Here is a 26,727-nt window from a genome sequence, read left to right as displayed (position 1 = left end):
TTTAACTTATGTGCTCCCGATAAATTAAATTATTCCAATTCAAAAGAAAGGCAACATTTTAATTTTCCACAAGGACCTGTATATTTTGAAATGCTGTTTGCCACATTATTCTCTTCGGCAATGTCTGTAGTAATTCTCTTAAAGTTTGTGATAAATGTTGTACAGCAAAATTCCCTTCCGCAAGTTGCTAATCCCCCGATTCTTTTAGCTTCATCTCTAACACCCATTTGTCTTAATTCAATTCGGGTTTTAAATGTAGCAGCCAATTTTTTAGCCAATTCGCGGAAATCAACTCTTCCATCTGAAGTATAAAAAAAGAATAATTTTTTTCTATCAAATTGAAAATGTATATCAACTAATTTCATATCCAAAGAAAGTTCATGAACATACTTTAAGAAAATTTTTCTTGCTTCTGAGCAATTAATAACATTACTTATATTTCTTTCAATATCTTTTTCATTTACAACTCTGTCAATTACTGGCAATTTCATTTCACTAGTTTCAATCTTGGAAAGTTTGAAATCTACAATTTTACCGGTTTCTATAATTGTAGCAAATTCAAATTCATCATCTACTTTTAAAATTACATCATCAAATAATTTAATGGGTAAATTTCCACTGTTTTCACAAAAGTGAATACCTAAAAGACCCTTACTTTTTGCAATTAATATTTTTGAATTACCGTTACTATTTATTTCTTCAATAATTTTTTCATTGGGTTGAATTTCAAGAATTTCAGAATTACAGCAAATTAATTCTTTAGTAATTTTATCATGAACTAAATTGTAATAATTATCGTCAATAAGAGTGTTTGATAGACTGTGATGGTTGTGTGAATTCGGTTGGGATTTATCAATCATTTTGCTTTCATTCCAATAGACGCTAACTCAAATATAACATTCATCATTATAAGATTCAAGTTAACATTCCGATCCGCAGCATCTCTTAATAAAACCAATTTTGCAATAATTTCATTAATATCAGATTTGCGAAATCTATTATTGAATTTTTCTAATGTATCTTTATAGTTACAAAACTTAATATTATTTATTTCATATTTTGATCTTAAAGTATCATTGAACCACGTAATTATTAAATCAATTATTGTACTTAGATTATTTACGGTATTATTATCAAGAAGATTAGAAAATTCTTTTGTTGCCGTAAACAATTTACCAGCTAAAGAATATCTTAAAATTGTAATAGCTTTTTGAATATATTTTTCAAAATTATTTTCTAACAAAAAAACTGCATTTGTTACTGAGCCGTTTACGAAAGGTAAAACTTCAGATATGTTTTCTTCGGAATATTTATATCGATATTTTAATATTTTTTTTATTTCAGTTTCTGGTAAAGGTGAGAAATTTATTGTCCAACATCTTGATTTTATTGTTGTTAAAAGTTTATCTGGTTGGCTCGATATTAAAATAAATATTACACCGTTTGGAGGTTCTTCTAAATTTTTCAAAAAAGCATTTTGTGCTTCAATACTCATTTTATGAGCATCAAGTAAAATTATTCCTCTAAACTGTATTTCATCATAATTAAGAGAAAGGACTTTATTTATTTCACGAATACTATTGATCTTAATATTATTCGCATTTTTAAGTGAGATTTGATGATATGGATTTAATGATTTTTCTTTCAGTTGTTCGTTAATTGTTTCAATTTCATCTTGGGTTAATTTATCAAGCGGCATATCAAAATTTGATTCTGATTTACCTCTTGGCAATGGAAAAATCAGTTTTACAAACGGTTCTGATAGAATTGAAATTTTGTTATTAATTGAATTGGAATTTCCATTTAGCAATTTTAAAAACTGAATAGCGGAGAAGAATTTACCTACACCTTCTATTCCAGTTAGTAAAATTGCATTGGGAATTCTTTTTGAAGAATAGATATTGAATAAAATATTTAATGCAGAAGTTTGACCCTTAACATCAAGCAATAATTCATGCATTATTATTCTTGGAATTCACTAATTGAATTCGTTCTCATCATCAAAATAAAAGAAATCTTCATCGCTTGGATAATCCGGCCAAATATCCTCGATGCTTTCATATATTTCTTCGTCATCATCTAATTCATTCAGATTTTCTATAACTTCAACCGGACTTCCAATTCTATCGGCATATTCGATTAATTCTTCTTTTGTAGCCGGCCAAGGTGCATCAACTAAATAGGATGCTAATTCTATAGTCCAAATCATTATTGTATCACTCCCCTACTTTGAACTTTTTCATTATTTATATCAAATACTTTAATATCACTAAATATAAAATTTTCCGGATTTAAATGAACTCCGTCATGTAAAACTTCATAATGCAAATGTGGTCCGGTAGAAAGTTCACCGGAACTTCCGGATAATCCAATTAAATCACCTCTTTTAACTTTTTGTCCTTTTGAAACTTTAATTTTGGATAAATGAGCATAAAGTGTAACATAACCGAATCCATGATCAACTTGTATTGTATTCCCATAGCCGTAATGAACTCCAGCTTCAATTACTTTTCCATCGCCCGGCGCAAATATTTCCGTTCCGGTATCAACAACCACATCAAGACCGGTATGCATTCTGCTAATTTTTAAAATAGGATGAAAACGCATTCCAAATCTATCTCCAATATTTCCATCTGCTGGTAAAATTGCCGGAATTGATTGAAAAAGTTTAATATTATTTTTTAAGGAATTTTCTATTTCGTTATAATTTTCTTCAGCAACTGTAATTTTTGTCTTTAATGTATTAATTGAATTATCCAAATTTTCTAAAAGATTGCTTACATCAGAAATACTTGTTGGAAGAATTTCTTTAAATTCAGAACCGCCAATACCAAAATACTTTTCATCATTTTGTAAAGGTTTTAAATTTACTGAAATTCTAAGAGCATCATCTTTTTCTCTCAACTTATCTATTGTTTCATTAAGTGCAATTAAATGATTTGCAACTTCTTTGTATTTTGATTTTAAAATTTTATTCTCAGTACTTAATGATTCTATATCAAAAGTGGAATTTATAAAACTAGAAATAAAAAGATATCCACCAAAAATTATTAATGAAGACAGTAACCCAAATAGAGCAACTAACGAAAGAAATTTTGAGTAAAAATTCTTTATTTCGATGAATTGGAGTTTTTTATCTGAGTAATAATAAAGACTTTTCTTCATACCTTAATTTGACTAATTTGGTTTTGAAAATACAAAAAGACATTATTTTAAGCAAGCAATTTTACCTAATTAAATAAAGAAAAAAATTACTCAAAATCGTGCTCAAAATAATCAACAGATCTGTTTGTATCCGCATTTTTCGATTTAATTTTGGTTCTTAATCTTTGATTTAATACTTCGGCGGCATCATATCCATAATGCTTTAGTACATAATTTAATGCTATAACTTCACAAATAACTGTTATATTTTTACCTGGAACAATTGGAATTTTAACAGTTTGAATATCAACATCCATTATGCTTGAAGTTCTTGCGTCTAATCCGGTTCTCGTATATTCACTTTTATCATCCCAAACTTCTAGCTCAATTATAACTTCCAATCTTTTTTGAAAACGTATTGCTCTAATTCCAAACATACTTCTAACATCAAGAATTCCAATTCCTCTAATTTCCATAAAATGTTTCACTAATTCGGTTCCGGAGCCCATAATAATTCCTTCACCTTTTTTAGTTAAAATCACAACATCATCTGCAACTAATCTATGTCCCCTTTCAATAAGATCGAGAGCAACTTCACTTTTTCCAATTCCGGATTTTCCTACAATCAACATTCCAATTCCGTAAACATCAATAAAAGAACCATGAACAGAAAGTCTCGGTGCAAATTGATCATCAAGAAAATCACTTACTAAATAAGAAAGTTTTGTAGTTGTTAAGCTTGAAAGAAATATTGGAATTTTAAATTGATTTGCTAATTCTAAAAATTCTTTTTCCGGTTTATTGTAATTTGTAAAAATTATACACGGAATATTAAAGCCAAATAGTTTTTCCAAAGCATTTTTTCGTTTTTCCAAAGTTAATTTTTTCATGTAATGAACTTCGGTATTACCGACAATTTGAACTCGCTTGTAGGAAAATAAATCTACAAACCCGGCAAGTGCTAAACCGGGTCTGTGTAAATTTTGTTCGATTATCGGTCGGTTTAAATCTACATCTTTATTGAGCAACTCAATATCAAAACGCTCTTTGGTTTTTTGGTAGAAAAAATCGACCGTTATACTTTCTTTTCTAAATATATTTTTATTGTTTATGTTCACTATCTTGCTTTAGAAATTCTTTTAGATTTAAGTGTTTTAAGTTGTTTAATTAATTTTTGAATTACCAAAGTTAAAGCTTTTCCGTATTCATCACTTGTTTCTGTTGCTGATAAAGTTTTTCCTGGAATATTTATATTAATTTCCACAGTTTTTATACTATCTTTATTGTGTGTATAACTTAAGATTACATTTGCGTCCAAAATATCATCATTGTATTTTTCAAGAGATTTCAATTCGTTTGTAATCTCTTCTTTCAATGAATCTTTCGCCTTAAATTTTCTTGATGTTATTTTAACATTCATAAAAACTCCTTATGATTTTGGATGAGCGTTTTTATATGCTTGCTTTAGTCTTTCAACACTAACATGTGTATAAATTTGTGTTGTTGAAAGATTTTCGTGTCCCAATAATTCTTTAACTCCAAGTAAATCCGCACCATTATCTAACATGTGTGTTGCGGCAGAATGTCTAAGAATATGTGAACTTTTTTTTGCAATATCAGAAACTTTGGAAAAATATGTTTTTACTAATCTATCAACATATTTTGGATAAATTCGTTTATTAGAATCGGTAAGAATTAAAGGATCAGAATTCTTTATTTGCGGTCTAGATGAAAGATAATCTTCCATAATAATTTGAGATTTTTCACCTAGTGGAACTAATCTCGTTTTGCTTCCTTTACCCAAAACTTTTATACTTTTACGGTTCAGATCAATATCTCCAAAATTTAGATTACAGAGTTCTGAAACTCTAAGTGCACAACCGTATAATAATTCAAAAATAAGTTTATTGTTTCTATTATCTTTTTGTTCCTCATCCAGAAATTTAAGAATTTTTAAATAAGAGTCAAGAGTAATTATCTCCGGAAGTTTTCTTTGGAGTTTTGGATTGTGAATATTTTCAAGTGGATTTGATTTCAATTTTTCAATCTGAATGAGAAAATTAAAAAATCCTCTCAATACAGATAATTTTCTTGAAATTGAAGTTCTGCCGAAATTTTGTTCATTTAGATTCAGAATAAATGATCTAATAATTTTTTCAGAAATAAATTTTAATTCTTCAATTTTCTTTTCTTCCAGAAAATCGATAAACTGCTTTAAATCATTTTGGTAAGAAATAATTGTATTATTGGAAACTCTTTTAATTGCAGAAAGATTTGAAATAAATTCATTTATACTTTCGTTAAGAGTATTTGATATCATTAAATTTTTTTATTCTGATTGTTCAGTTTCGCTTTTTACTTGTTCTTGAACTGGTTTGTTCCAGCTTACATAATCGCATTTTGGATAATTACTACATCCGTAAAAATATCTTCCGCTTTTTGCTCTTCGTGTTACAACTTCACCATCACTGCAAACCGGACACTTAATTCCCAATGTAATTTGTTTAGTAAAATCGCATTCTGGATAATTTTCACATCCAATAAATTTCCCAAATCTTCCACTTCTAAAAACAGTTTTACTTCCACATTTTGGACAATCTTCACCGGTAAATTCCGGCTCACTATTTTTTGTTTTAAGTTCATTAGTTGATTTAATATTTGTACAATTTGGATATGACGTACATGCAAAATATTTTCCAAAACGGCCAATTTTAATTTCCATTTCTGAGCCGCATTTTTCACAAATTACTTTTTCTAAATTATGTTTAACAATATTCAATTGTTTAGAAAACGGATTATAAAAATCTTCTAAAACTTGGATATAATTATTTGTTTGCGAAGCAATCATATCCAGTTCGTCTTCCATTTTAGCAGTAAAATTTACATCTAAAATTTTTGGAAAATTTTTCACTAAAACAGAATTTACTTTTTTGCCTAATTCTGTTGGAACTAATTTTTTCTCACTTTGATCGATATAAAATCTATCTTGAATTGTTCCAATTATTGAAGCATAGGTACTTGGTCGTCCAATTCCGTTACTTTCAAGCTCTTTAATTAGAGTGCTTTCTGTATAACGTGGAAGTGGTTTTGTAAATTGTTGAGATTTTTCAGCAGAATTTAAAAATAAATTTTGATCAATTTTTAATCCAGCAGGAATTTGTGAACTTTCACCATTTTCATTTCCGTTTTCTTTTTCTTCTTGATAAACTTTTAAAAATCCATCAAAAGTTACTACGGAACCGGATGCTTTTAAAATATTTTTATCTGCTTTTACCGAAACATTCGTTGATTCAACATCTGCAGATTCCATTTGGCAAGCAACAAATCTTTGCCAAATAAGTTGGTAAAGTTTAAACTGATCTTTTTCTAAAAATTCTTTTACAGCTTGAGGAGAATAATCCAAAGAAGTTGGTCGAATTGCTTCATGAGCATCTTGAACATTTTTTTTGTTGTTCTTATCATATAACTTTGGATGATTTGGTAAATAATTATTCCCGTAATTTTCTTTAATAAAATTTCTTGCAGAAGAAATAATATCTTCACTTAATCTGGTTGAATCTGTTCTCATATAAGTTATAAGACCAGTAATTTCACCTTTATCAAGTTTAATTCCTTCATATAAACTTTGAGCAATTGTCATTGTTTTTCTTGGTCTAAAACCCAATTTGCGAGAAGCTTCCGCTTGCAATGTGCTTGTAATAAATGGAGGTGAAGGATTTCTTTTTGATTGCTTTTTTGAAATATCACTAATTATAAATGAATTTGCATGTTTAATTTCTTCAAGAATTTTTTCAGCTTCATCTATACTTGTGATTGCAAAATTTTTAACTAAAAATTCTTCCCAATCAGAATCACTCATTTCCGGTTTTGGCTGAATTTTTAATTGTTTGCCGTCTCTTTCTGCAAGTTTTACAGTTAAAATATCACCGTTTTCAGATTTAAATTCAGCAGAAATTACCCAATATTCTGTTGGAATAAAATTATCAATTAATTCTTCGCGCTCACAAATTAGTCTAAGTGCAACTGATTGAACTCTTCCGGCAGAAAGTGAATTTCCGGAAGCTTCTAATATTGAACGCCACAATAACGGACTTATACTGTAACCAATAATTCTATCCATTACACGTCTTGCTCTTTGAGATTGAACCAATGCATCATTAATTTCTAATGGATTTTCCATTGATTTTTTTACAGCATTTTTTGTAATCTCATTAAACAAAACTCTATAGATATGAGCTTCTGTTTTTCCTTCTAAAACTTCTACAATATCTTGTGCAATAGCTTCCCCTTCACGATCCGGGTCAGTTGCAACAAATATTTTTTCAGCTTTTCCGGCAAGTTTTCTAATTTTCTTTATGGTATCGCCTTTACCTCTAATATTTAAAAGCTGAACTTTGAAACCGTCTTCAATATCAATTCCTAACTTTGTTTTCGGTAAATTCTTAATATGACCAACTGTAGCTTCAACAATATAATTTTTACCTAAATATTTATTAATAGTCTTAGCTTTTGATGGAGATTCCACCAAAACAAGATTTTTAGCCATTTAAAATTCCTTAGTTTATTGTATCGGATGAGTATAACAAAACTCTGCTTCCCGGTAATATTTCTGAATCGAAATCTACTAATGAGAAAAGAATAATCCAATTTATATCATCCTTGGAAATTTTCTCTTCCGGAAACATTGTCATTTGTTCAATAAGTAATTCTACATCGATTGGATCTAAAAGCCCGACATTTACTAAATGCTGGATGTATTTGGTATTTTCAGTTCCAACAATATTTATTTCTTCGTTTGTTAAAATTCTGAAACCTTTATTTGCTAATTTTCCTTCTTTTCTTAGCTCTAAACGGTTTGTTAAAAATTTATCGAAAACCAAACTAAATGCGGCACTTACTGTTTGTTCATCAAAATCTTTATTTGTTTTAAGTTTTTTTGTTACTTCTTCTATAGTATAATTTTTTTTAAGTCCCTCTAAAATTTTAGCTAGAACTTCAACAATTTTAGCAGTCATAATTTATCGTAATTTTTTTAATTTCATTCTGAAATTTATTTACTAATCTATTTTCTTCAATTTTCATTTTCTTTCTCGCAATTTTGTCTTTATCATCAAATCCCAATAAATGTAAAATTCCGTGAATAACTAACCTAATCAGTTCAATATCTATAGAAACATCAAATTTTTTTGAGTTAAAACATGCATCATCAAAAGAAATAAAAATTTCACCGTCTAAAGTATCATTTTCTCCAGAATAATTAAAGGTAATTATATCAGTGGAAAAATTATGATCTAAATATTTTTGGTTGATTGGAATAATTTCTTTTTCTGAAATAAAATTTATTATAAGTGAAGAAATGTTAAAAGAATATTCTTTCTTGATCAATAACACAAGTTTGTGAACATTTCTTTTATCAATTTTAATTTTGGGAATTGAATAAACTGTAAGATTTTTTATCAAATTTTCACTCTGTTTTTAAGTGAATCAATTGTGATTTGCGTATATTTTTTATAACGTTCTGCCGATGCAGCCAAATCTTTAATTTCCTCTTCTGTTAAATCACGGATTATTTTTGCTGGAACTCCGGCAACTAATTTTCCAGATGGAACAACAAACTTCGGTTTTACAACAGAACCAGCTGCAACCATTGAGTTTTCTTCAACAATTGCTCCATCTAAAATTATTGCTCCAATTCCAATCAATGATAAATCATTAATTGTGCAACCGTGTAATTTTACACAATGACCGATTGTAACTTTATTACCAATATTTAATGGAAATCTTTTATTCGTAACGTGAAGCATACTTAAATCTTGAATGTTAGTATCGTATCCGATTTTTACGTAATGCACATCGCCGCGAATTACACAATTGTACCAAACACTTGAGTTTTTACCAATTGCAACATCGCCGATAATTTTTACACCTTCTGCCAAAAAAACATTTTCATCTAATTTTGGGAAAAGATCTAAATATGGAAATAATTTATCATCAAAATTTGTTTCGTAATTCATTGTTATTTTTTCTTTGAAATTGGAAGTTGATAATTTTTTTCTAACAATTCTTTTGCTTTTATAAATTGTTCGTCTTCATCTAAAAGTATGGAATACCAACCGTTATTATTCCAAAAGTTTTTTGCAATGTGAGCTTTTAATCTTGCTCTAATAAATTTTTCATCTTTCAAAAAATCTTGGTTGGAATATTGAACACCATTTTCTTCCGCAAATTTAATAAATGATTTCATATCATTTTCAGTAAAATTAAATTGCGTTTTGAACAATTTAAAATTGTTTTTGTAAATTTTATTTAATTCGGAATTTGCGTCAATAAATCTTCGTGCAAATTTATAATAAATATTTTTACTTCTAAGATTAATCGAATAATCTGAAAGTTCCTCATTTTTAACAATAAAATCCGGAGTTATTCCGCCACCACCAATTACTTTTCTTCCACCCGAAGTAAAAAATATTTCTTTAGTAGAGTCTGTTTCAATAGTGTGATTAATATTTTCACCTTCATTTTCTTCACGATTCATAACTTCTTCATAATAATCTTCTTTGTTTTTATATTCTCTTTGAATTGCTCTTCCGGATGGAGTAAAATATTTTGAAATTGTAATTCTTACTGCTGAGCTATCTTCTAAAATAAATGGTCTTTGAACCAAACCTTTTCCGAATGATGTTTCGCCGACTAAAATTCCTCTATCCCAATCTTGAATAGCTCCGGAAACAATTTCGCTTGCTGATGCACTTCCGCGATTTATTAAAATTACTATTGGAATTTTTTCATAAGGATATGATTTTTCTGCATTTAAATTATCATCAAAATTTGAAATTCTTCCTCTTGTAAAAACAATTAATTTATTTTGATCAATAAATAAATCAGCAATCTGGAACGCTTGGTCCAAATATCCACCCGGATTATTTCTTAAATCAAAAATTATTTTTTTCATTCCAAATTTTGTCAGATTTTCTAAGGATTGTTTAACTTCCAAAATAGAAGTTTCAGCAAATTTGGATAGAGAAATATATCCGATTGTATCAGAAATCATAATTGCTGCATCTACAGTATAAATTGGAATTTGATCTCGTATAATTTCGAAATCTAATTTCTTTTTTATGAAAGGTCTGAAAACAGTAATTTTAACTTTTGTACCTTTTTTTCCGCGAAGATTTTTAACAACATCTTTGTTTGTAAAACCGATGCAATTTTTTTCATCAATTTTAATAATTCTGTCACCAGCTTCAATTCCAACACTTTCGCTCGGTCCGCCGGTTATTGGTGAAACAACATTTATTGTATCATTATTTATTTGAAATTCAATTCCAATGCCTTCAAAATTCCCTCTAAATTCTTCTTCAATGTGAATTTGATCAGTTGGCGGAATGTAAACTGAATGCGGATCAAGATCATTAAGCATTCCCGTAATTGCATCATCTACTAAATCTTTTGTTTCAACATCTTGATAATAATATTTCTGAGCATATCCTAAAACTTCATTAAATTTTTTAGAACCTTCTAAAACTTCCTCATTAACCAAATAATTATTTAGAAAAAATCCGATTAAAATTCCGGAAAGTAAAATTATAATGGAGAACAAAATTGTAAATGTTTTATTTTTCAATCGATTGACTCATTAAATTTTTGTATATAAAGAGAAAGTAGTGAAGAAATTTTCAAAATGTTGTGATCTGGCTAATGAATTATTATTATAATTTATATTAAGCATAAAAATCCAATTTTTAATTGGCTCAAATTGTGAATTAAGTTTTATGGAACGAAGAATTTCTTTTTCACCTTTTAACAAATAAACTTTTTCGGAATCATTAAATCTATATCCCAATAAAATATCACCGCCGTAATTTGTAATGTTACTATTTTCGTCAATCATATTTGCGCCATGAACGGAATATCTAAATTCCAAATTTAAATTTACACGATGATGTAATCGATAGAAAAAATTTATTATTGCAGAAGATGAATTTGGCGGAATATCTGTACCTAAATTAAAATTAGAATTTGTAAAATTGTTTTCTATAAATCGATGAGTAAAAACATATGGATCAATTTTGAGGTATTGAATTTCAAATTCCATTGGAATAGTATTATAAAGTGAACTTGAGTAAATACCAAAATTCATTAATGTTTGATTTCCATACCAACCGCTACCAATCTTACCGAAATCAATATCATCAATTAAAATTGTTGAATAAAATTTCAATCCTTTTACAGAATTATTTTGAAAATCAAAAAATAAAAATGAATTGTCTCTATCTTGATTTGCATGTTCCGAACTTTTGTAAAAGTTAAATGGATTTAAATAAGAAAAATCAATATTTCTATTTGCATAAATTATCATTTCTCCAGCACCAAATTGAAGATGCTTACCCAAATTTAAACCCAATCTATGATAAGCAAAATATTTATCATCAACTAAATTTTGTCCGCCGCGTATTGAATCAAATTTATAAGAAAAAGGTCCTAAAAGTTTTGCATGAAGGAAAGAAAAATTAAAAATGTTATAATTTAAATTTAGTTCAACATATTCCATTCGCGGAGCATTATTACTTAAAATTGATTTATGGAAACCGTAGCCAATATTTTTTCTATCATTACCAAATTTTAATTTTGCAAAATCATAATCTGTTGTAACAAATGAAGTGGTTTCATCGAAATAATTATCTCCAATTTGTGAAGCAGTTTCTTGATTGAATTTGAAATTATATTTTAATGAAGAATAATTTTGTGCTAATTCTTTACTTCCAGTATATGAACCATTTGTTGAATTAACGGAAAATCCAATTTTATCAAACAATGTTCCTCTAATTTCTCCACCAAATCTGTAAAGCAAACTTGAGAGATTATTTTTATCATCATTTCGATTAAGAAAATCAAGCATTCCAACGAAATTAACAAATAAAGAAGTTTCATTTGAATCTGAATATTTATATAAAAATTTTTCTTTCTCAGATTTTAAATAATTGAAATCAAAATTTGGAAATAAAGTTTCCGAGTTATTTAGTTCCCAGGAAATTTCCAATTCAAATTCGATAAAATAATCATCAAGTTTTGCTAAATCAATTTCATCAATTTTATTTGAATTATTTTTAACTTCAATTAAATATTTGGAAATTTCTTTACGTGTTTTTGGTATTTCAAATGAGTTAAAATTTTCAATAATTTCCAACGAACTCATTCTTTCTAAATAAAGATAAATTTCATCTTCAACCGGAACATATCCAACTTGCGGATAAAGTAAAAATGGTAAAAAATAAAATATAAAAAGAAAAATATTTTTCATGAATTATCTAACTTCTTCCCATTCAGAAGATTTTGAAGTTTTAGTAAAAATAATATAAACACTATTTATTAGCCATGTAAAGAAAATTCTAAAATGTCCAAGTTTTCTATAACGTCTTGGTGATTCATAAATGATTAAATTTCGATCGAAAAAAATTTTGCCATGTTTTCTAATTCTCTTAAATAAATCAAAATCTTCACCGGCGGCAAGTTTTTCATTGTAACCATTTAATTTTTCGAAAATTTCTCTTTTAATTATATGACACTCGCCTCTTCCCATTCCCATCCCAATTACATTTAAAGCATGAAAATGAAAATTATAAAATGTTTGGAAAATTAAATCAATAAATTTTTGCTCTTCAGGAAAAACTTCAACTTTGGTAGTCATTGCTAAGTATTTACTTTGTGAAAATTTATTCTCAACTTCCATTAAAATTTTTTCAAAATTTTCTATTGCAATATCTCCGTTAAAAAATATTAAAATTTCCCCTTTTGAAATTCTTGCACCAAGATTTCTTCCCATTGCAATATTTTGTTTTTCTTCAAATTTTTTTTTAACAATTATTGCATCAAAACTTTTTGCAATTTCTAAAGTTAAATCTGTACTTCCTCCATCTGAAATTATTATTTCATAATTATATTTTTTCTGAAGATTTTTATCACAAATTTTTTGGAGCAAATTTGGCAATAATTTTTCTTCATTCAATGTTGGAATAATTATACTGTAATTCATAATTTCAATAAATAATTAATGCGAAAGAAATTCCATCTTTGGAAAATTGAATTCCCGGCATAGGAAAATGAATATAATTTAAAGTGTTTTTTATAAATGTCCAAAACTTTCCATACAGCGGAATTGTTTCTGCATCAATATCCAAAGCTAAATAGTAATTTTCTTTGATTGGTTTTTCGTAAATTTCTCCAACATTACTAACATGATATCCGACTGACAACATTAAAAATGATGGCCAATATTCTGATATTCTTTTAGGTAATAAATTTTTCATTCGTAACGCTAACCACATTTTTTGACCTTCGTAATCGTCAGAAATATTATTATCGGGTTTTTCTCCATTTAACATTTCTTTAGAAGGAAAATAACTTACACGCAATTGGAAATTATTTAATTCTGGGAAATAATATCTTGAAACAAAATAACTTGCTCCAATAAAATTTGAAATTGCATCACCGGTACTAAATCCCCATTTAGGTTTTCCGGTAATTTTATCAATAGGTGAATAACCATCATTGATTTCGACAAAAGTTTGCATTCCTAATCCGCCAAGCGCCCCAAGCCAAACACATGTTTCTTCATCAATATTTGCAGCTTCAAATCCCGCAGCAAAAAAATGTGATATAACTGCAGTTCCAAAAGCATGTCCAATTTTATCAATATTTCTCGCATAAGTATTATCACTAACAATATTAAATTTATTATTGTAAACATAATTTGAATCTTTTTTCCACCAAGTATTTTGATAGTAATTATTAATTTGATAAATGATAAATGAATAACTTAGTCCAACTCCAGCTAACATTGGGTAATTAATTTCTGTTTTAAATGGATTAATTTTTTCGGAAAAATTTTGATTCATCAAACAAATTGGAATTTTAACTTGAATTGAATCTGAACTATTTTGAGCTTTTGTTAGATTGAATAAGATTAAGAAAAAAACTAAGAACAAGAAATTTGATTTAACAAAAATTTGCAATTTAGCAATTTTAAAATTCTTTGAATTTTTTATCTTAATCTTACTCCTAAACTCAATCATTTTTTAATAAAATTATTTTTCCGGACGCATTTGAGGGAATAAAATTACGTCTCTAATCGATGGTTGATTTGTTAATAACATTGTCAATCTATCAATTCCAACTCCGAGTCCGGCAGTTGGCGGCATGCCGTATTCTAAAGCTCTAACATAGTCTTCATCTATTTGATGTGCTTCTTCGTCCCCTTCTTCCATAAATCTTACTTGTTCTTCAAATCTTTCTTTTTGATCAATCGGATCATTCAATTCACTAAATGCATTGCAAATTTCGCGACCTAAAATATAACCTTCAAATCTTTCAACAAGTCCTTCGCGTGTTCTATGTTTTTTTGCTAATGGAGAAAGTTCAACCGGATAATCCATAACAAAAGTTGGTTCAATTAATTTTGGTTCAACAACTGCTGAAAATAATTCATCAATTAATTTTCCTTTGCTTTCGCCGCCTGATAATTTAATTCCACGTATCTTAACTTCTTTTACTAAATCATCTTTGGAAATTGTGAGCACATCAATGTTTGTTTCTTTTTTAATTTCATCAACCATTGAAATTCTTTTCCACGGCGGTTTGAAGTCAACTTCATTTCCCTCAATATTTAATTTTGATGTTCCCAAAACTTCGTTGGCAATGTGGTAAACCATTTCTTCGACAAATTTCATCATCCATTCATAATCTTTGTATGCAACATAAAGTTCCATCATTGTGAATTCCGGATTGTGAGTTTTATCCATTCCTTCATTTCTAAAATCTTTAGAGATTTCATAAACTCTATCAAATCCACCGACAATTAATCTTTTTAGATAAAGCTCATCAGCAATTCTCATATACAATTTTATATCAAGGGCATTATGATGCGTAATAAAAGGTTTTGCAGAAGCGCCTCCATAAAGCGATTGTAAAATCGGAGTTTCAACTTCAAGAAAATCATTTTTATCCAAATAATTTCTCATTGAGCTGATAATTTTTGATCGTTTTACAAATACATCTTTAATATGCGGATTAACTACCAAATCAACATAGCGTTGACGATAACGCAATTCTTTATCAGCAAATTGATCAAATATTTTCTTGTTACCTTCTTCATCAATAACTTCTTTTGCAATTGGAATTGGTCGAATTGATTTTGCAAGCAAAGTTAAAGATTTTGTATGAACTGAAATTTCTTCAGTTTTAGTTTTAAACACAAATCCTTCAACACCAACTAAATCACCAATATCTAACAATTTAAAAATATCATATTGATCACCGATTTCTTCTTTCTTCAAATAAATTTGTATTCTTCCATCTTTATCTTGAATTTGTGCAAATGAAGCTTTTCCCATTTTTCTAATTGCCATAAGTCTTCCGGCAATTTTAACTGTTTTATTTTCAAAATTTTCAAAATTATTTTTTATTTGAACCGAATATGTATCAACGTCAAACGAATATTCATATGGGCGAACATTTTTATTTTTTATTTCTGCAAGTTCTTCAAATCTTCTTGCAATCAACGTGTTTACATCTTTATCTAAAGACTGATTTTCCAAATTATTCCTCCGAATAAAATATCTCAATATTTATTTACTAATTAAAAAATTTATTTCTTTTTCAGTCAGAATTCGGCTTTCGCCTCTTTGCAGATTTTTCAATGTAAGTTTTCCGAATCTAATTCTGGTTAAATCTTTTACATTATATTCAAAATGATCAAACATTTTTTTTACAAAATGATTTCTCCCTTCAACCGTTACAACTCTGACAATCGAAAAATTATTATCTTTTGGAAAAGAAATTTTCACAAATTTACTTTTTCTGTAATCAATAAAAATTCCTTTTAGCAAGTCTTCTCTGTGCTCTTTAGTTAAAGGTTTATCAAGTTTAACTTCATATTCTCTTTCAATTCCATTTTTTGGGTGTGTAATGAAATTGGAAAAATCACCGTCGTTTGTTAGAATTAAAAGTCCGGTTGTATTATAATCTAATCTTCCAACCGGGAAAATTTTTTCTCTGGTTTTAACTAAATCAACAACCGTAGCTCTATTTTTTTCATCATCGGTTGAAGTAATTACACCTTTTGGCTTATTAAGCAAAAAATAAACTTTTCGCTGAGCTTTACTTTTTTCGCCATCAATCGAAACTTCATCTTGCTCAGTATCAATTTTGGTCCCAAGTTCAAAAACAATTTTACAGTTTACTTTTACTCTTCCTTCTTGAATTAGCAAATCAGATTTTCTTCGAGATGCAATTCCGCATTCTGATAAATATTTATTCAATCGTGTTATCATTTCCACTCGAGTCTATTATCTCTTGTTCCAAATTTTCTTCAATTTCATTCATCATAATTTTTCTTTTTTGTTCAATAAAATCAGCATCTTTAACTATTTCTTCAATTTCTCTCGGCTTTGGCAAATCCGAAATTCTATTCAAACCAAAATATTTCAGAAATTCATCTGTAGTTGCATACAACAAAGGTCTTCCCATTGAATCTGCTCTACCTTTTATTGTAATGAGATTTTTTTCTAAAAGCGTATTAATAATATAATCAGAATTTACGCCACGAATTGTTTCAATTTCCGGTTTTGTAATTGGCTGTTTATATGCAACAATTGCCAAAGTTTCAAGCGCCGCTTGACTTAATCTACGTTTACTTTTTTCTGTTGAAAGAAATCCAACATATTTTGCATATTCCGGTTTTGTTGCAAATACAAAACCCTCTGCTATTTTTAGTATTCGATATGATGATTCTTCATTATTATATTTTTCATTTAACTCATTTACGGAATTTTCAACATCGGAAATATTTATTTCAATATCTTCACCGTCAATTTCCTTAATTGCTTTAATAATTTCTTGCGGTGGAATTGGATCATCCGAAGCAAAAATTAGTGATTCAATAATAGATTTATAAATGTTATCCATTGCTCAATGCGTAAATTTCAAAATCATTAAATTTTGGAGATTCATTCAAACCAATTCTTCCCATTTTTACTAATTCAAGTAACGCAATAAATGTAACAACTATTCTAATTTTCTCATGCATTTCTTTAACTAAAGCAATAAAATGTACTTTTCCAAATTCAGCAATTTTAGATAAAATAAAATCAATCTGTTCATCAATAGTTACATTTAATTTTTTTACTTCGTGCAAAACCGGTTTAGGTTTTTCCATCAGGGCAGATTGAAATGCTTTTATTAAATCATAAATTGTAACATTCTTTAGCAAAGTTTCTATTTCACCTTGATGTTCAATTTCATCATTTTCAAAATTTCCACGATATGACACTTTTCTATGATTTGCCTCAAGAAATGAAAATTCTTCAGACATTTCTTTATATCTTTTATATTCTATCAATGCATTAACTAAATCCATTCTTGGATCTATTTCTTCACCTTTTGCATCAATTTCTTTTGGAAGAAGCATTCTAACCTTAATCTGCATAAGCGTTGCAGCCATTAACAAAAAATCCCCGGCAATCTCTAAATCTAACTTTTCTAATAATCCTAAATATTCAATAAACTCTTTTGTAATTCTTGAAATTGGAATATCATAAATATCCAGTTCGTCTCTTCGGATAAAAAATAAAAGAAGATCAAGCGGTCCCTCAAAAGTATTTAATTTAATTTTGTACAATTTTTATCCCAAATGCATTGCATTTCTTACTTCTTTCATTGTATCTTGTGCAACTTTTCTTGCTCTCGTTTCGCCATCAAAAATTATTTCTTCAACTTTGGTAATATTATTTTCGAACATTTTTCTTTTTTCAAGAATCGGTTCTAAAAATAAATTCATCATTGAAGCGCAATTCAATTTACAATCTACACAGCCTAAAGCTCCGCTTCTGCATCCGGTTTCAATTTCATTAATTTCTGATTCATTAAATTTTTTGTGATAACTGAATACCAAACAAACATCTGGATTTCCGGGATCATTTTTTCTTAATTTCTGCGGATCGGTTTTTGCTTTTTTCAATTTATTAATTACTTCTTTAGGTTCATCAGAAAGAAGAATTGTGTTTCCGAGAGATTTGCTCATTTTTGCTTCGCCATCCAAACCAACCAATCTAGAAAATTTTGTTAACAATGGTTTTGGTTCTCTAAAAACAAATCCGTACTGATTATTAAATTTACGTGCAATTTCTCTTGTGATTTCAACATTGGGAACTTGATCTTCACCAACCGGAACAGCTTCCCCTTTATACAATAATATATCTGCAGATTGCAAAACCGGATAACCTAAATGTCCAAATACAATATTTTCAATATTTAAATCTCTAACTTGATCTTTCAAAGTTGGATTTCGCTCAAGTCTGGCTTTAGTTATTAACATTGAAAATATTAAAAATAATTCATTGTGTTCTTTAATTTGTGATTGACGGAAAAAAGGAGCTTTTTCATTATCAAGTCCAACGGCAAGCCAATCAATTACCATATCAATTGTATTTTGATAAATTTGATCCGTTTCAAGTTGAGTAGTTAAAACATGCAAATCAGCAATTAAGTGAAAACTAAAATATTCATTTTGAAGTTTTACCCAATTTTCTAACGCACCAACATAATGTCCAAGATGCAATTTACCAGTAGGGCGCATTCCACTTAAAATTCTTCTTTTTGTATTTACCAATTCCATAACGAGATAATTTTGTAATAATTTTAAAATGAGTATCAAAATTACAAAAATTGTTTGATAAAATTTCAGAAAATTGAGTTTAGTTATTGATCCGATTTTCTATGTGATTAACATTAAGAATAAGATTAGAATAAAAATATTCAATTTAATTTGGGATTGAAATTTCAATTTCATCTAATAGAATTGTTTTACCCATTAAAGATTCTTGCTCTGCAACAATTTCAAATTTATCGATTTCATTCCAATCAAATTTATTTTCAGGATTGTACCATTTCCCATTTTCATAACAACCAGTTTCGTAAAAATCATTTAATGGTATTTCAAACTTTTGCCAAGAATTTGAATTGTCAGATTCTATTGAGTAATTTTTTCTCCACGCATGATCTGAAGAATTAATTTTTGAATCAACAAATCTCAAATCAATTTTTGTATTTGGATTACTAAATTTAATTGAAAATTTTACAACAGCATTTTCGTTTGCGAAATTTTGTAAATTTTTATTAGGTGAAAAATCAAAAGTAATTGTTGAATATTTTTCAGCATTTTTCCATTTTAATGAATATTTCCCTTCCGTTTTTTCTTCAATTGAAAAAGTAATATTTTTCATATTAGCTGATTTTATTGGCTTAACTCCCTTTTCGCAGTAATCAGAAAATATTTTATAATTTTTCCCAATTTGAATTTGATTTTCATAATTAACGGATTTAAAATTCAATGATTCTAAAAGTTCTAAATTTATTTTTTGATTTTTATCAAATAATCCAAAATCGCCGTTAAAATCCCAAACTGTCCAAGCAATATTATTCTTTGTTAAATACTCAGAAACAATTCTATGCCAGTAATTTCTATCATTTTTATCAACATTAAAATTCAAAACGCCAAATTCACCGCAAAATAATTTTACATTATTTTTCTTTTTAAATTCAGCAATTTTATCAATCATTTCATATAAATATTTTTCAGTTCCTTCTATTTTATATCTTTTAAATAAACTTTGTATCCAACTTTTGGAGTAAGAATTATCTATGTGCATTTTATTTTCATTATACGGGAATGAAATATTTTTAACTTTTTCCATGGATGGATTTATCCAGCTTGCACCTTGATGAGTAAACAAAAACGGTTCATAAAAATGAAAAGTGTAAATTATATTTTTATCATTAAAAATTAATAAAGAATCTAAATCTTTATAACTATTGAAATTTGCTGCACCAATAATAATTGAATGAGAAGTATCAATTTTTCTAATTTCATTTAAAACATTTTGTAGAATTTTATTCCACTTAAAATTTGAAATTCCATGCGGTTCATTTAAGATTTCGTAATGAATTAAATTTGTACGATTTTTAAAATGTTTGCTTAGTTCTTTCCAAATTGGAATTAAAATTTCATCATAATTTTCATTAGTTATATCTTTCCTAAAAGGATGATTATCGATAATAATATTTATTTGTAATTCTTCCGCCCAATCACAGACTTTATCGAGAAGAAATAAAAGATAATTATCAACTTTGTAATTATTATTTTCATCCACCATTGCTTTAAAATTTATGGGGATTCTTATAATATCGCAGCCAATTGATTTTAAATAGAAAAAATCATCTTTGGTGAATTTAGAAAAATTTATTTCATAAATATTTTGAGTTTGAAACCAATTTGTAAGATTTGCACCTTTTGTAAATCGAGTTTGACCATTATATACATTGTGCAAAGAAAGAAATATTAAAACGAATAAAAATATTTTTCTCACTTAATTAACATCATTTTTTTTATGTCAGAAAAAGTTCCAGCTTGAATTTTATAAAAGTAAACTCCGCTTGATAATTTGCTTCCGTCAAATTGTATTTCATAATTTCCGGGAATTTGTTTTTCGTTTACTAAGGTTTTAACTTCGGTGCCCAAAATATCATAAATGATTAAATGTACGTTAGGAATTTCATTTTTCACATTTTTCGGAATTGAATATTTAATTGTGGTAATTGGATTAAACGGATTCGGATAATTTTGCGAAAGTGAAAATTCGGAATTAATTTTATTTTCTTTAATTCCGACTGGATTATCAGAAATGTAAATATTATCAAACCAAATTTCTTTATTTAATAAACTTGATTCTTCAGCTACAATATCGAAATTATCAACATTCTTCCAATCAAATGCGCCAATTGGAACATACCATTGATTATTATCCCACGAACCATGTTCAACAAAATTTTTTAATGGGATTGACAAATCGTGCCATGAATCATCCCATGCACCAATATAACTTTCTGTTACTGTAAACCTTCGTCTCCAAGGGTGATCATTTTGATCGGATTTTTTCGTATCGATAAATCTTAAATCAAATTGAGTTCCGGGAGATTTACATTTTACATTAATGTGCAAGTAAAAATTATTTACCAATTGCGATAAATCTTTATTTGGAACAAAATTAAAGTTTATAAAATCATATTGCTTTGCATTCGACCAATAAATTGCAAATTCACCTTGATGCGAATTTAAGTTATCGTAAAAATTCAATTCACCACTTGTAGTATATGTATTGATTATCGTAAAATTTGGAAATTTATCTTTGTACATTTCAAACCCAATAGAATCGGGCTCAATAACTAATTCCTCTTGTTCAATTTGATTTAATCCTAATGCTTCAAGCAAAGCTAAATTTAAATCATAATTGAAAAGTTCTTCTGTACCTTTTTCAAAAATTCCAAATCCATTTTGATAATCCCAGCTTGTCCATGCAATTTCTTTTTCCTCTAAATATTCTCTAACAATTTTATACCATTCAATTCTATCTTCATTGTTTGCATTATTCATAAAAATTCCGAACTCACCGCAATATACGGTGACATTTCTGTTCTTCTTAAAATTTGCTGCAATATCAATTAAGCTTTTAACTTTTTGAATTGTTCCCTCATTCTTATAGGAATTATACGAAGTTTCAATCCAACTTCCTTTTAATGAATTTGGCAATGATGGCATTTCGGTTGCAGAATATGGAAAAGGAATGTTTGATAGATTTTCCATTGATGGAGTTGTCCAATTTGCTCCTTGATGCGAAAATAAAAATGGATCATAAAAGTGAAAAGTATAAATTAAATTTGTATCCGAATATTGAGGAAGGTAATTTAATTCATTGTATGAATTCCAGCTTGTGCCTCCAACAATTATTGTATGTACAGAATCAATTTCTCGAATTGCATTTATAACATTTTGCTGAGTTGAATTCCAAATAGTTCTGGAAATTCCGTTTGGTTCATTTAAGATTTCGTAAAAAATTAATTTTGATCTATTCTTATAATGCTCTGCCATTTGTCGCCAAACCGGAATTAAGATTTCTCCAACATTTGGATTAGTGCTTACTGCCGGATCAAAAGTATGATTATCTAAAATTAAATTAATATTTATTTCTTCCGCCCAAGTTACTGCACTATCAAGAAATTGAACGAAAATTGGATCTAAATTATAGTTGGGTGCTCCGTCAGTCATGAAGTGTAAATTAATTGGAAGTCTGATTACATCACAACCAAGTAATTTAATATTTCTAAAATCTTGTTTTGTATATTTCCCAAAATGAATCAATGTTGCTTTGTCTTCTTGAAACCATCCACTAAGATTAACTCCTTTGGTAAATGGGTTTTGAGCAATAATTTGACCGAATAAAACAAAATAAATAATTAGGTATTTTTTCAAAATAATTTCCCTATTATTGAAACAAATATGGTTTCCAATTTTCATCAATTCTGCTGATGGAATTTAGAATAAACATAATATGATTTGGCTTGTGAGGAATAATTCTTAATTTCATTTCAGCATCTTCGGGTGTTCTATCACCTTTTTTGTTATTACATGGAAGACAAGCGGCAACTAAATTTTCCCAAGAATCTTTTCCACCTTTTGATTTTGGAATTACATGATCAACAGTAAATGCCAAATCTCCTCTTCCGCAATATGCACATTTGTGATTATCTCTTCTTAAAATATTTTTTCTGGTAAGATTTATATTATTATGTGGAATTTTAATATAAGTTTTTAATCGAATTACGCTTGGCCATGGCAATGATGTTGAAACAGACCTAACAATAAGTTTGGGATTTTCTTTAATTAGTTCAGCTTTTCTTAAATAAACCAAAACAACAGCTTTCTTTGCGGAGCATAATGTAAGCGGTTCATAACTTTGATTTAGTAAAAGTACTCGTGCATTTAATACACCATTATTTGAATATGTGTGTTCGAAATTGCCTCCAATCTCATTTTACTTTTTATTCTTTTGAAATAATGCCACCAGCTAATAAATATCCTTGCTCGTCATAAACTGCTAAAGATTGTCCAGGAGTAATTGCTCTTTTTGGTTCCAAAAATTCCAAAATAATTTTATCAGAATTTGCGTCAACAACTTTTGCTAATGAACCTTTATCGGAATATCTAATTTTAGCTTTCACAATATTTCCAATTTCCAATTTATCAACACTTACATAGTTAATTTGATCTGCAATTACATTTGTTTTGAATAAATCTTCGGCATTTCCTAATTCAACAATATTATTTTCTTTATTTATTGATTTAACATAAACCGGTTTTCCTAAAGCAATTCCAAGACCTTTTCTTTGTCCAACTGTATAAAAAGGAATTCCTTTGTGATTTCCAACTTTTTCGCCTTCAAAAATTAAATCACCTTTTTCAACTTTTTCCATTTCATCTGGAACTCTTTCACGTAAAAATCTTTCATAATTATTATCTGATACAAAACATATTTCTTGGCTATCCGGTTTATTTGCAGTTTTGATTCCTAATTCTTCAGCTATTTTACGAACTTCAGTTTTTGTAAAATCACTTAAAGGAAATAATGTTCTGCTTAAACTTTTTTGTGTTAAACCCCAAAGTGCGTAAGTCTGATCTTTGTTTGTATCATTTCCTAATTTTAGGCAATAACGATTTGTTAAATTATTATATTCAACTTTTGCATAATGTCCGGTTGCAACATAAAAAGCATCTAAAGAATCTGCTTTTGTTAAAAGTTCTTCCCATTTAATTTTTCTGTTGCAAATTACACATGGATTTGGAGTTCTTCCATTTAAATATTCTTCGACAAAATCTGTAATTACATTTTCCTCAAAAGCTTTTGTAAAATCAACAGTATAATGTGGAAATCCAAATTTTGTGGCAATACTTTTTGCATCAAAGATTGCATCTAAAGAGCAGCAGCCGGATTCATGTTTTGGTGCTCCACCGACTTCCATAAATCCCCAAGTTTTCATTGTAATTCCGATTACATCAAAACCTTGATTTTTTAGTAAAGCTGCCGCAACAGATGAATCAACTCCGCCGCTCATTGCAACTATAACTCTATTTTTATTCAAAATAAATCTTTCAAAAATTTTAGGAAATAATTTAGGTAATTGTAGGTAAAGAATCTATAGAATTAGCAATCGCTGAAGTTGAATTAGGTATGTTAAAATTATATTAATTCTTCTAATAAAATTTTTTCATCAACATTTTTAACAAAAATCAAAAAATCTGTTTTATTTGGAATTTCAATTGCGGGATAAAATATTTCCTCGATTTTATCATAAAATCCGATTCTTAAATTTACATAACCGGATTTTTCCAATTCAATCTCTGAAACAAAATTATACGTACTATCTTGAAATAAAGTATTTTCATCTTCATTAAAAATTTGAATATATTCGTAATCATTCGAACTGAAAATCTGAATTCCAAATTGAGAAAAGTAAGAATCGGTTTTAGGTTTTATACTGAAATTTAATTCATAAAAATCTGTATATTTTTCATCATCTTCATTCTTTACCGAATAAATATAACTTATTTCTGCTTCAATAAATCTTAACGGAAAATTTGGATAAACATCATCTATTGTAAATTTTTTATTTTCTGGAGTTTCAACAATAAATGTTTCTACCGGAATTTCTATTATTTCTTCAATATAAATGGGTTTTTGTGGTTTTATAATTGGACGATTAGATTTCACCGGATTTGAAATTTTGGTTTCTTCAATTCTTGGATTTTCTTTTTTTCTTTTTGGAATTTCATCATTTATAGATTCATCATTTCTTGTTCTTCCAGGTTGTTTATCATTTTTATTTGTGTTTCTTTCTTCAGTTTGTTTTCTTTCTTTTACTCTGTGATTTAAGTTTCTTGTTTGAGAATATTGAATGTTTGAAGAAAGATTTACAATTACGAAAATGAAAAAAGTAATAATTGCAGTTTTCATAAACTCAGCACAACTTTTTAATTTAGAACCTCCAATATTGTGCCGAATTTATAATGTAAAAACTTAATTTAATTTATTTTTGTGTATATTTTAGTATAAAATACATGTATGATTAATTGTACACTTTAACGAAAAAGTTAGTTTTTATTGTAAAATCAATTATTAAAAAATAAGAATGGATTTTACCCAAAAATTGCATTCACAAATTCTTTTGCATCAAAAGTTTGAAGATCTTCAATTCCCTCTCCAACTCCTATATATTTTACGGGAATATTTTGTTCAGCAGTTATTTGAAAAATTATTCCGCCTTTTGCGGTTCCATCAAGTTTTGTTACAATCAGTCCAGTTAATTCTGTTGATTTTGCAAATTCTTGAGCTTGTGTTAAACCATTTTGACCGGTATTTCCATCTATTACCAAAAATGTATCATTTGGTGCAAAATCTAAAACTTTATTTAAAACACGTTTAATTTTTTTTAATTCTTCCATTAAATTTGTTTTTGTATGCAATCTTCCGGCAGTATCAATTATTACAATATCTGCATTACTTTTTTTTGCAGAAGTTAAAGTATCAAATGCAACAGAAGAAGGATCGGAACCATGCTCCCGTTGAATAATTTCAACTCCAGCTCTATTTGCCCAAATTTCCAATTGTTCATTGGCCGCAGCTCTAAAAGTATCTGCAGAACCAATAACGACTTTCAATCCAGCTTTTTTATAATTATGCGCAAGTTTTCCAATTGTTGTTGTTTTGCCAGCACCATTTACTCCAACAATTAAAATAACGTATGGTTTAAATTTTTCAATAAGATCATATTCTGTAACTTTAGAACTTTTTTCTTCAAGAAGTAAAATCAATTCATTTTTAAGAATTTCAATAATTTTTTCTTCTGATCTTTCTTTTTCATTCTTTAAGGATTTTCGAGTTGATTCAATAATTCTTTCGGCGGTTTCCATTCCAATATCGCTTGAAATTAAAATTTCTTCAAGTTCATCTAAAACTTCATCATCAATTTTAGCTTTTCCGCTAATTGTTTCAGAAATACTATTAAATATTTTCTCTCTGGTTTTGGTTAATCCGTCTTTAAGTTTTCCAAAATTAAGATTTTTAAACAACTTCATTTTTACCCTTTTTAATTTCTTTATATCCTCTCAATGCATAAATAATTACTGAGAGAAAACTTAAAATAATTGATAAATAATAGAAAATTTGATGAGAAATGTGCGAAGAATTATATCCCAGCGTAACAATTATAATATAAATTCCGATTGATAAAACCGTTGCTTTTCCTAAATAATTTGAAGGTAAAACAAAACCGATTTTTTTACTCACAAAAATTCCGCCGGTAAAGATAATTAAATCCCGCAAAACAATTAACCAAAAGTAAAATTCTGAAATGATATTAAAGTAAAAAAGAAAAAACACAATCATAATTACCAGAATTTTATCTGCAAGAGGATCAATTATTTTACCAAGCTCAGAAATTTCATTAAATTTTCGTGCAAAATATCCATCAAGAATATCTGTTAAAAAAGCAAATAAATAAATCGAAACTAAAATAATTCGTGATCCCGAAATTTCATTTATATTACTGATGAAATAAAAAATTGGAATTGCGAGAAGTAATCTTAAAAAACTTATATAATTTGAAATTGTATGAATTTTATTTAATTGAATTTTCATA

27 protein-coding genes are annotated in these 26,727 nt (G+C 27.9%); all 27 read right to left on the bottom strand.

The features are described 5' to 3' along the window. Nucleotides 1–29: 29 nt before the first annotated feature. Nucleotides 30–860: a stage 0 sporulation protein gene (locus tag IPM32_14640; GenBank protein ID MBK8946490.1), complete on the bottom strand. Its 831-nt coding sequence runs from the start codon at nt 858–860 to the stop codon at nt 30–32. Continuing rightward, nucleotides 857–1,960: a hypothetical protein gene (locus IPM32_14635; GenBank protein MBK8946489.1), complete on the bottom strand. Its 1,104-nt coding sequence runs from the start codon at nt 1,958–1,960 to the stop codon at nt 857–859. The genes IPM32_14640 and IPM32_14635 overlap by 4 nt, the downstream gene beginning before the upstream one ends. Before the next feature lie 18 nt (nt 1,961–1,978). Then, nucleotides 1,979–2,209, bottom strand: a complete 231-nt coding sequence (locus IPM32_14630; protein ID MBK8946488.1) for a DUF2795 domain-containing protein — start codon at nt 2,207–2,209, stop codon at nt 1,979–1,981. Continuing rightward, nucleotides 2,209–3,165 (bottom strand): peptidoglycan DD-metalloendopeptidase family protein, encoded by a 957-nt coding sequence (locus IPM32_14625; GenBank protein ID MBK8946487.1) that lies wholly within the window; start codon nt 3,163–3,165, stop codon nt 2,209–2,211. Before IPM32_14625 ends, IPM32_14630 begins: the two co-directional genes overlap by 1 nt. Nucleotides 3,166–3,251: 86 nt before the next feature. Further along, nucleotides 3,252–4,262, bottom strand: coding sequence for an HPr kinase/phosphorylase (locus IPM32_14620; GenBank protein ID MBK8946486.1), 1,011 nt, complete (start codon nt 4,260–4,262; stop codon nt 3,252–3,254). After that, nucleotides 4,262–4,564 carry a ribosome-associated translation inhibitor RaiA gene (gene raiA, locus IPM32_14615; GenBank protein ID MBK8946485.1) on the bottom strand — a complete coding sequence of 101 codons (303 nt, stop codon included), beginning with the start codon at nt 4,562–4,564 and terminating at the stop codon, nt 4,262–4,264. The genes IPM32_14620 and raiA overlap by 1 nt, the downstream gene beginning before the upstream one ends. A 9-nt stretch (nt 4,565–4,573) precedes the next feature. After that, a complete protein-coding gene (locus tag IPM32_14610) occupies nt 4,574–5,464 on the bottom strand; it encodes a tyrosine-type recombinase/integrase (protein MBK8946484.1) in 891 nt (296 codons plus the stop codon). A gap of 9 nt (nt 5,465–5,473) precedes the next feature. Continuing rightward, complete coding sequence (gene topA / locus IPM32_14605; protein ID MBK8946483.1) at nt 5,474–7,690, bottom strand: type I DNA topoisomerase; 2,217 nt, start codon at nt 7,688–7,690, stop codon at nt 5,474–5,476. 10 nt (nt 7,691–7,700) lie between these two features. Continuing rightward, nucleotides 7,701–8,159, bottom strand: a complete 459-nt coding sequence (locus IPM32_14600) for a DUF494 family protein (GenBank protein ID MBK8946482.1) — start codon at nt 8,157–8,159, stop codon at nt 7,701–7,703. Then, nucleotides 8,149–8,604 carry an rRNA maturation RNase YbeY gene (gene ybeY, locus IPM32_14595; protein MBK8946481.1) on the bottom strand — a complete coding sequence of 152 codons (456 nt, stop codon included), beginning with the start codon at nt 8,602–8,604 and terminating at the stop codon, nt 8,149–8,151. The genes IPM32_14600 and ybeY overlap by 11 nt, the downstream gene beginning before the upstream one ends. Beyond that, on the bottom strand, nt 8,601–9,158 hold the full coding sequence (locus IPM32_14590; GenBank protein ID MBK8946480.1) for a gamma carbonic anhydrase family protein: 558 nt from the start codon (nt 9,156–9,158) through the stop codon (nt 8,601–8,603). Before IPM32_14590 ends, ybeY begins: the two co-directional genes overlap by 4 nt. A gap of 2 nt (nt 9,159–9,160) precedes the next feature. After that, on the bottom strand, nt 9,161–10,768 hold the full coding sequence (locus tag IPM32_14585; protein MBK8946479.1) for a S41 family peptidase: 1,608 nt from the start codon (nt 10,766–10,768) through the stop codon (nt 9,161–9,163). Between the two features lie 12 nt (nt 10,769–10,780). Beyond that, nucleotides 10,781–12,445: a hypothetical protein gene (locus tag IPM32_14580; GenBank protein MBK8946478.1), complete on the bottom strand. Its 1,665-nt coding sequence runs from the start codon at nt 12,443–12,445 to the stop codon at nt 10,781–10,783. A 3-nt stretch (nt 12,446–12,448) separates the two neighbouring features. Beyond that, nucleotides 12,449–13,177, bottom strand: a complete 729-nt coding sequence (locus IPM32_14575) for a glycosyltransferase (protein ID MBK8946477.1) — start codon at nt 13,175–13,177, stop codon at nt 12,449–12,451. A 4-nt stretch (nt 13,178–13,181) separates the two neighbouring features. Next, nucleotides 13,182–14,129, bottom strand: coding sequence for a DUF2279 domain-containing protein (locus tag IPM32_14570; GenBank protein MBK8946476.1), 948 nt, complete (start codon nt 14,127–14,129; stop codon nt 13,182–13,184). Between the two features lie 99 nt (nt 14,130–14,228). Next, nucleotides 14,229–15,737 carry a lysine--tRNA ligase gene (gene lysS, locus IPM32_14565; GenBank protein ID MBK8946475.1) on the bottom strand — a complete coding sequence of 503 codons (1,509 nt, stop codon included), beginning with the start codon at nt 15,735–15,737 and terminating at the stop codon, nt 14,229–14,231. A 30-nt stretch (nt 15,738–15,767) separates the two neighbouring features. Next, a complete protein-coding gene (locus IPM32_14560) occupies nt 15,768–16,472 on the bottom strand; it encodes an rRNA pseudouridine synthase (GenBank protein ID MBK8946474.1) in 705 nt (234 codons plus the stop codon). Continuing rightward, nucleotides 16,453–17,106: an SMC-Scp complex subunit ScpB gene (scpB, locus tag IPM32_14555; protein MBK8946473.1), complete on the bottom strand. Its 654-nt coding sequence runs from the start codon at nt 17,104–17,106 to the stop codon at nt 16,453–16,455. Before scpB ends, IPM32_14560 begins: the two co-directional genes overlap by 20 nt. Next, nucleotides 17,099–17,818, bottom strand: coding sequence for a segregation/condensation protein A (locus IPM32_14550; GenBank protein MBK8946472.1), 720 nt, complete (start codon nt 17,816–17,818; stop codon nt 17,099–17,101). Before IPM32_14550 ends, scpB begins: the two co-directional genes overlap by 8 nt. A gap of 3 nt (nt 17,819–17,821) precedes the next feature. Beyond that, the gene (gene trpS / locus IPM32_14545; GenBank protein ID MBK8946471.1) at nt 17,822–18,814 is read right to left on the bottom strand and encodes a tryptophan--tRNA ligase; all 993 of its coding nucleotides are present in this window, start codon (nt 18,812–18,814) and stop codon (nt 17,822–17,824) included. 145 nt (nt 18,815–18,959) lie between these two features. Next, on the bottom strand, nt 18,960–20,564 hold the full coding sequence (locus IPM32_14540; GenBank protein MBK8946470.1) for a cellulase family glycosylhydrolase: 1,605 nt from the start codon (nt 20,562–20,564) through the stop codon (nt 18,960–18,962). Continuing rightward, entirely contained in the window at nt 20,561–22,504 is a 1,944-nt protein-coding gene (locus tag IPM32_14535) for a cellulase family glycosylhydrolase (GenBank protein ID MBK8946469.1), read from the bottom strand. The genes IPM32_14540 and IPM32_14535 overlap by 4 nt, the downstream gene beginning before the upstream one ends. Before the next feature lie 13 nt (nt 22,505–22,517). Then, a complete protein-coding gene (locus IPM32_14530; protein MBK8946468.1) occupies nt 22,518–23,060 on the bottom strand; it encodes an HNH endonuclease in 543 nt (180 codons plus the stop codon). A 13-nt stretch (nt 23,061–23,073) separates the two neighbouring features. Further along, entirely contained in the window at nt 23,074–24,144 is a 1,071-nt protein-coding gene (gene mnmA, locus IPM32_14525) for a tRNA 2-thiouridine(34) synthase MnmA (protein MBK8946467.1), read from the bottom strand. Nucleotides 24,145–24,269: 125 nt separating this feature from the next. Next, nucleotides 24,270–25,043 carry a hypothetical protein gene (locus IPM32_14520; GenBank protein ID MBK8946466.1) on the bottom strand — a complete coding sequence of 258 codons (774 nt, stop codon included), beginning with the start codon at nt 25,041–25,043 and terminating at the stop codon, nt 24,270–24,272. A gap of 182 nt (nt 25,044–25,225) precedes the next feature. Then, nucleotides 25,226–26,164, bottom strand: coding sequence for a signal recognition particle-docking protein FtsY (gene ftsY, locus IPM32_14515; protein MBK8946465.1), 939 nt, complete (start codon nt 26,162–26,164; stop codon nt 25,226–25,228). Next, the gene (locus tag IPM32_14510) at nt 26,151–26,726 is read right to left on the bottom strand and encodes a CDP-alcohol phosphatidyltransferase family protein (protein ID MBK8946464.1); all 576 of its coding nucleotides are present in this window, start codon (nt 26,724–26,726) and stop codon (nt 26,151–26,153) included. The genes ftsY and IPM32_14510 overlap by 14 nt, the downstream gene beginning before the upstream one ends. Nucleotide 26,727 lies beyond the last annotated feature (1 nt).

It is taken from the genome of Ignavibacteriota bacterium (assembly GCA_016716225.1).
GTDB lineage: Bacteria > Bacteroidota > Ignavibacteria > Ignavibacteriales > Melioribacteraceae.
The sequence above is the reverse complement of the archived record's forward strand: the minus strand, read 5'-3'. Positions and strand labels throughout refer to the sequence as shown.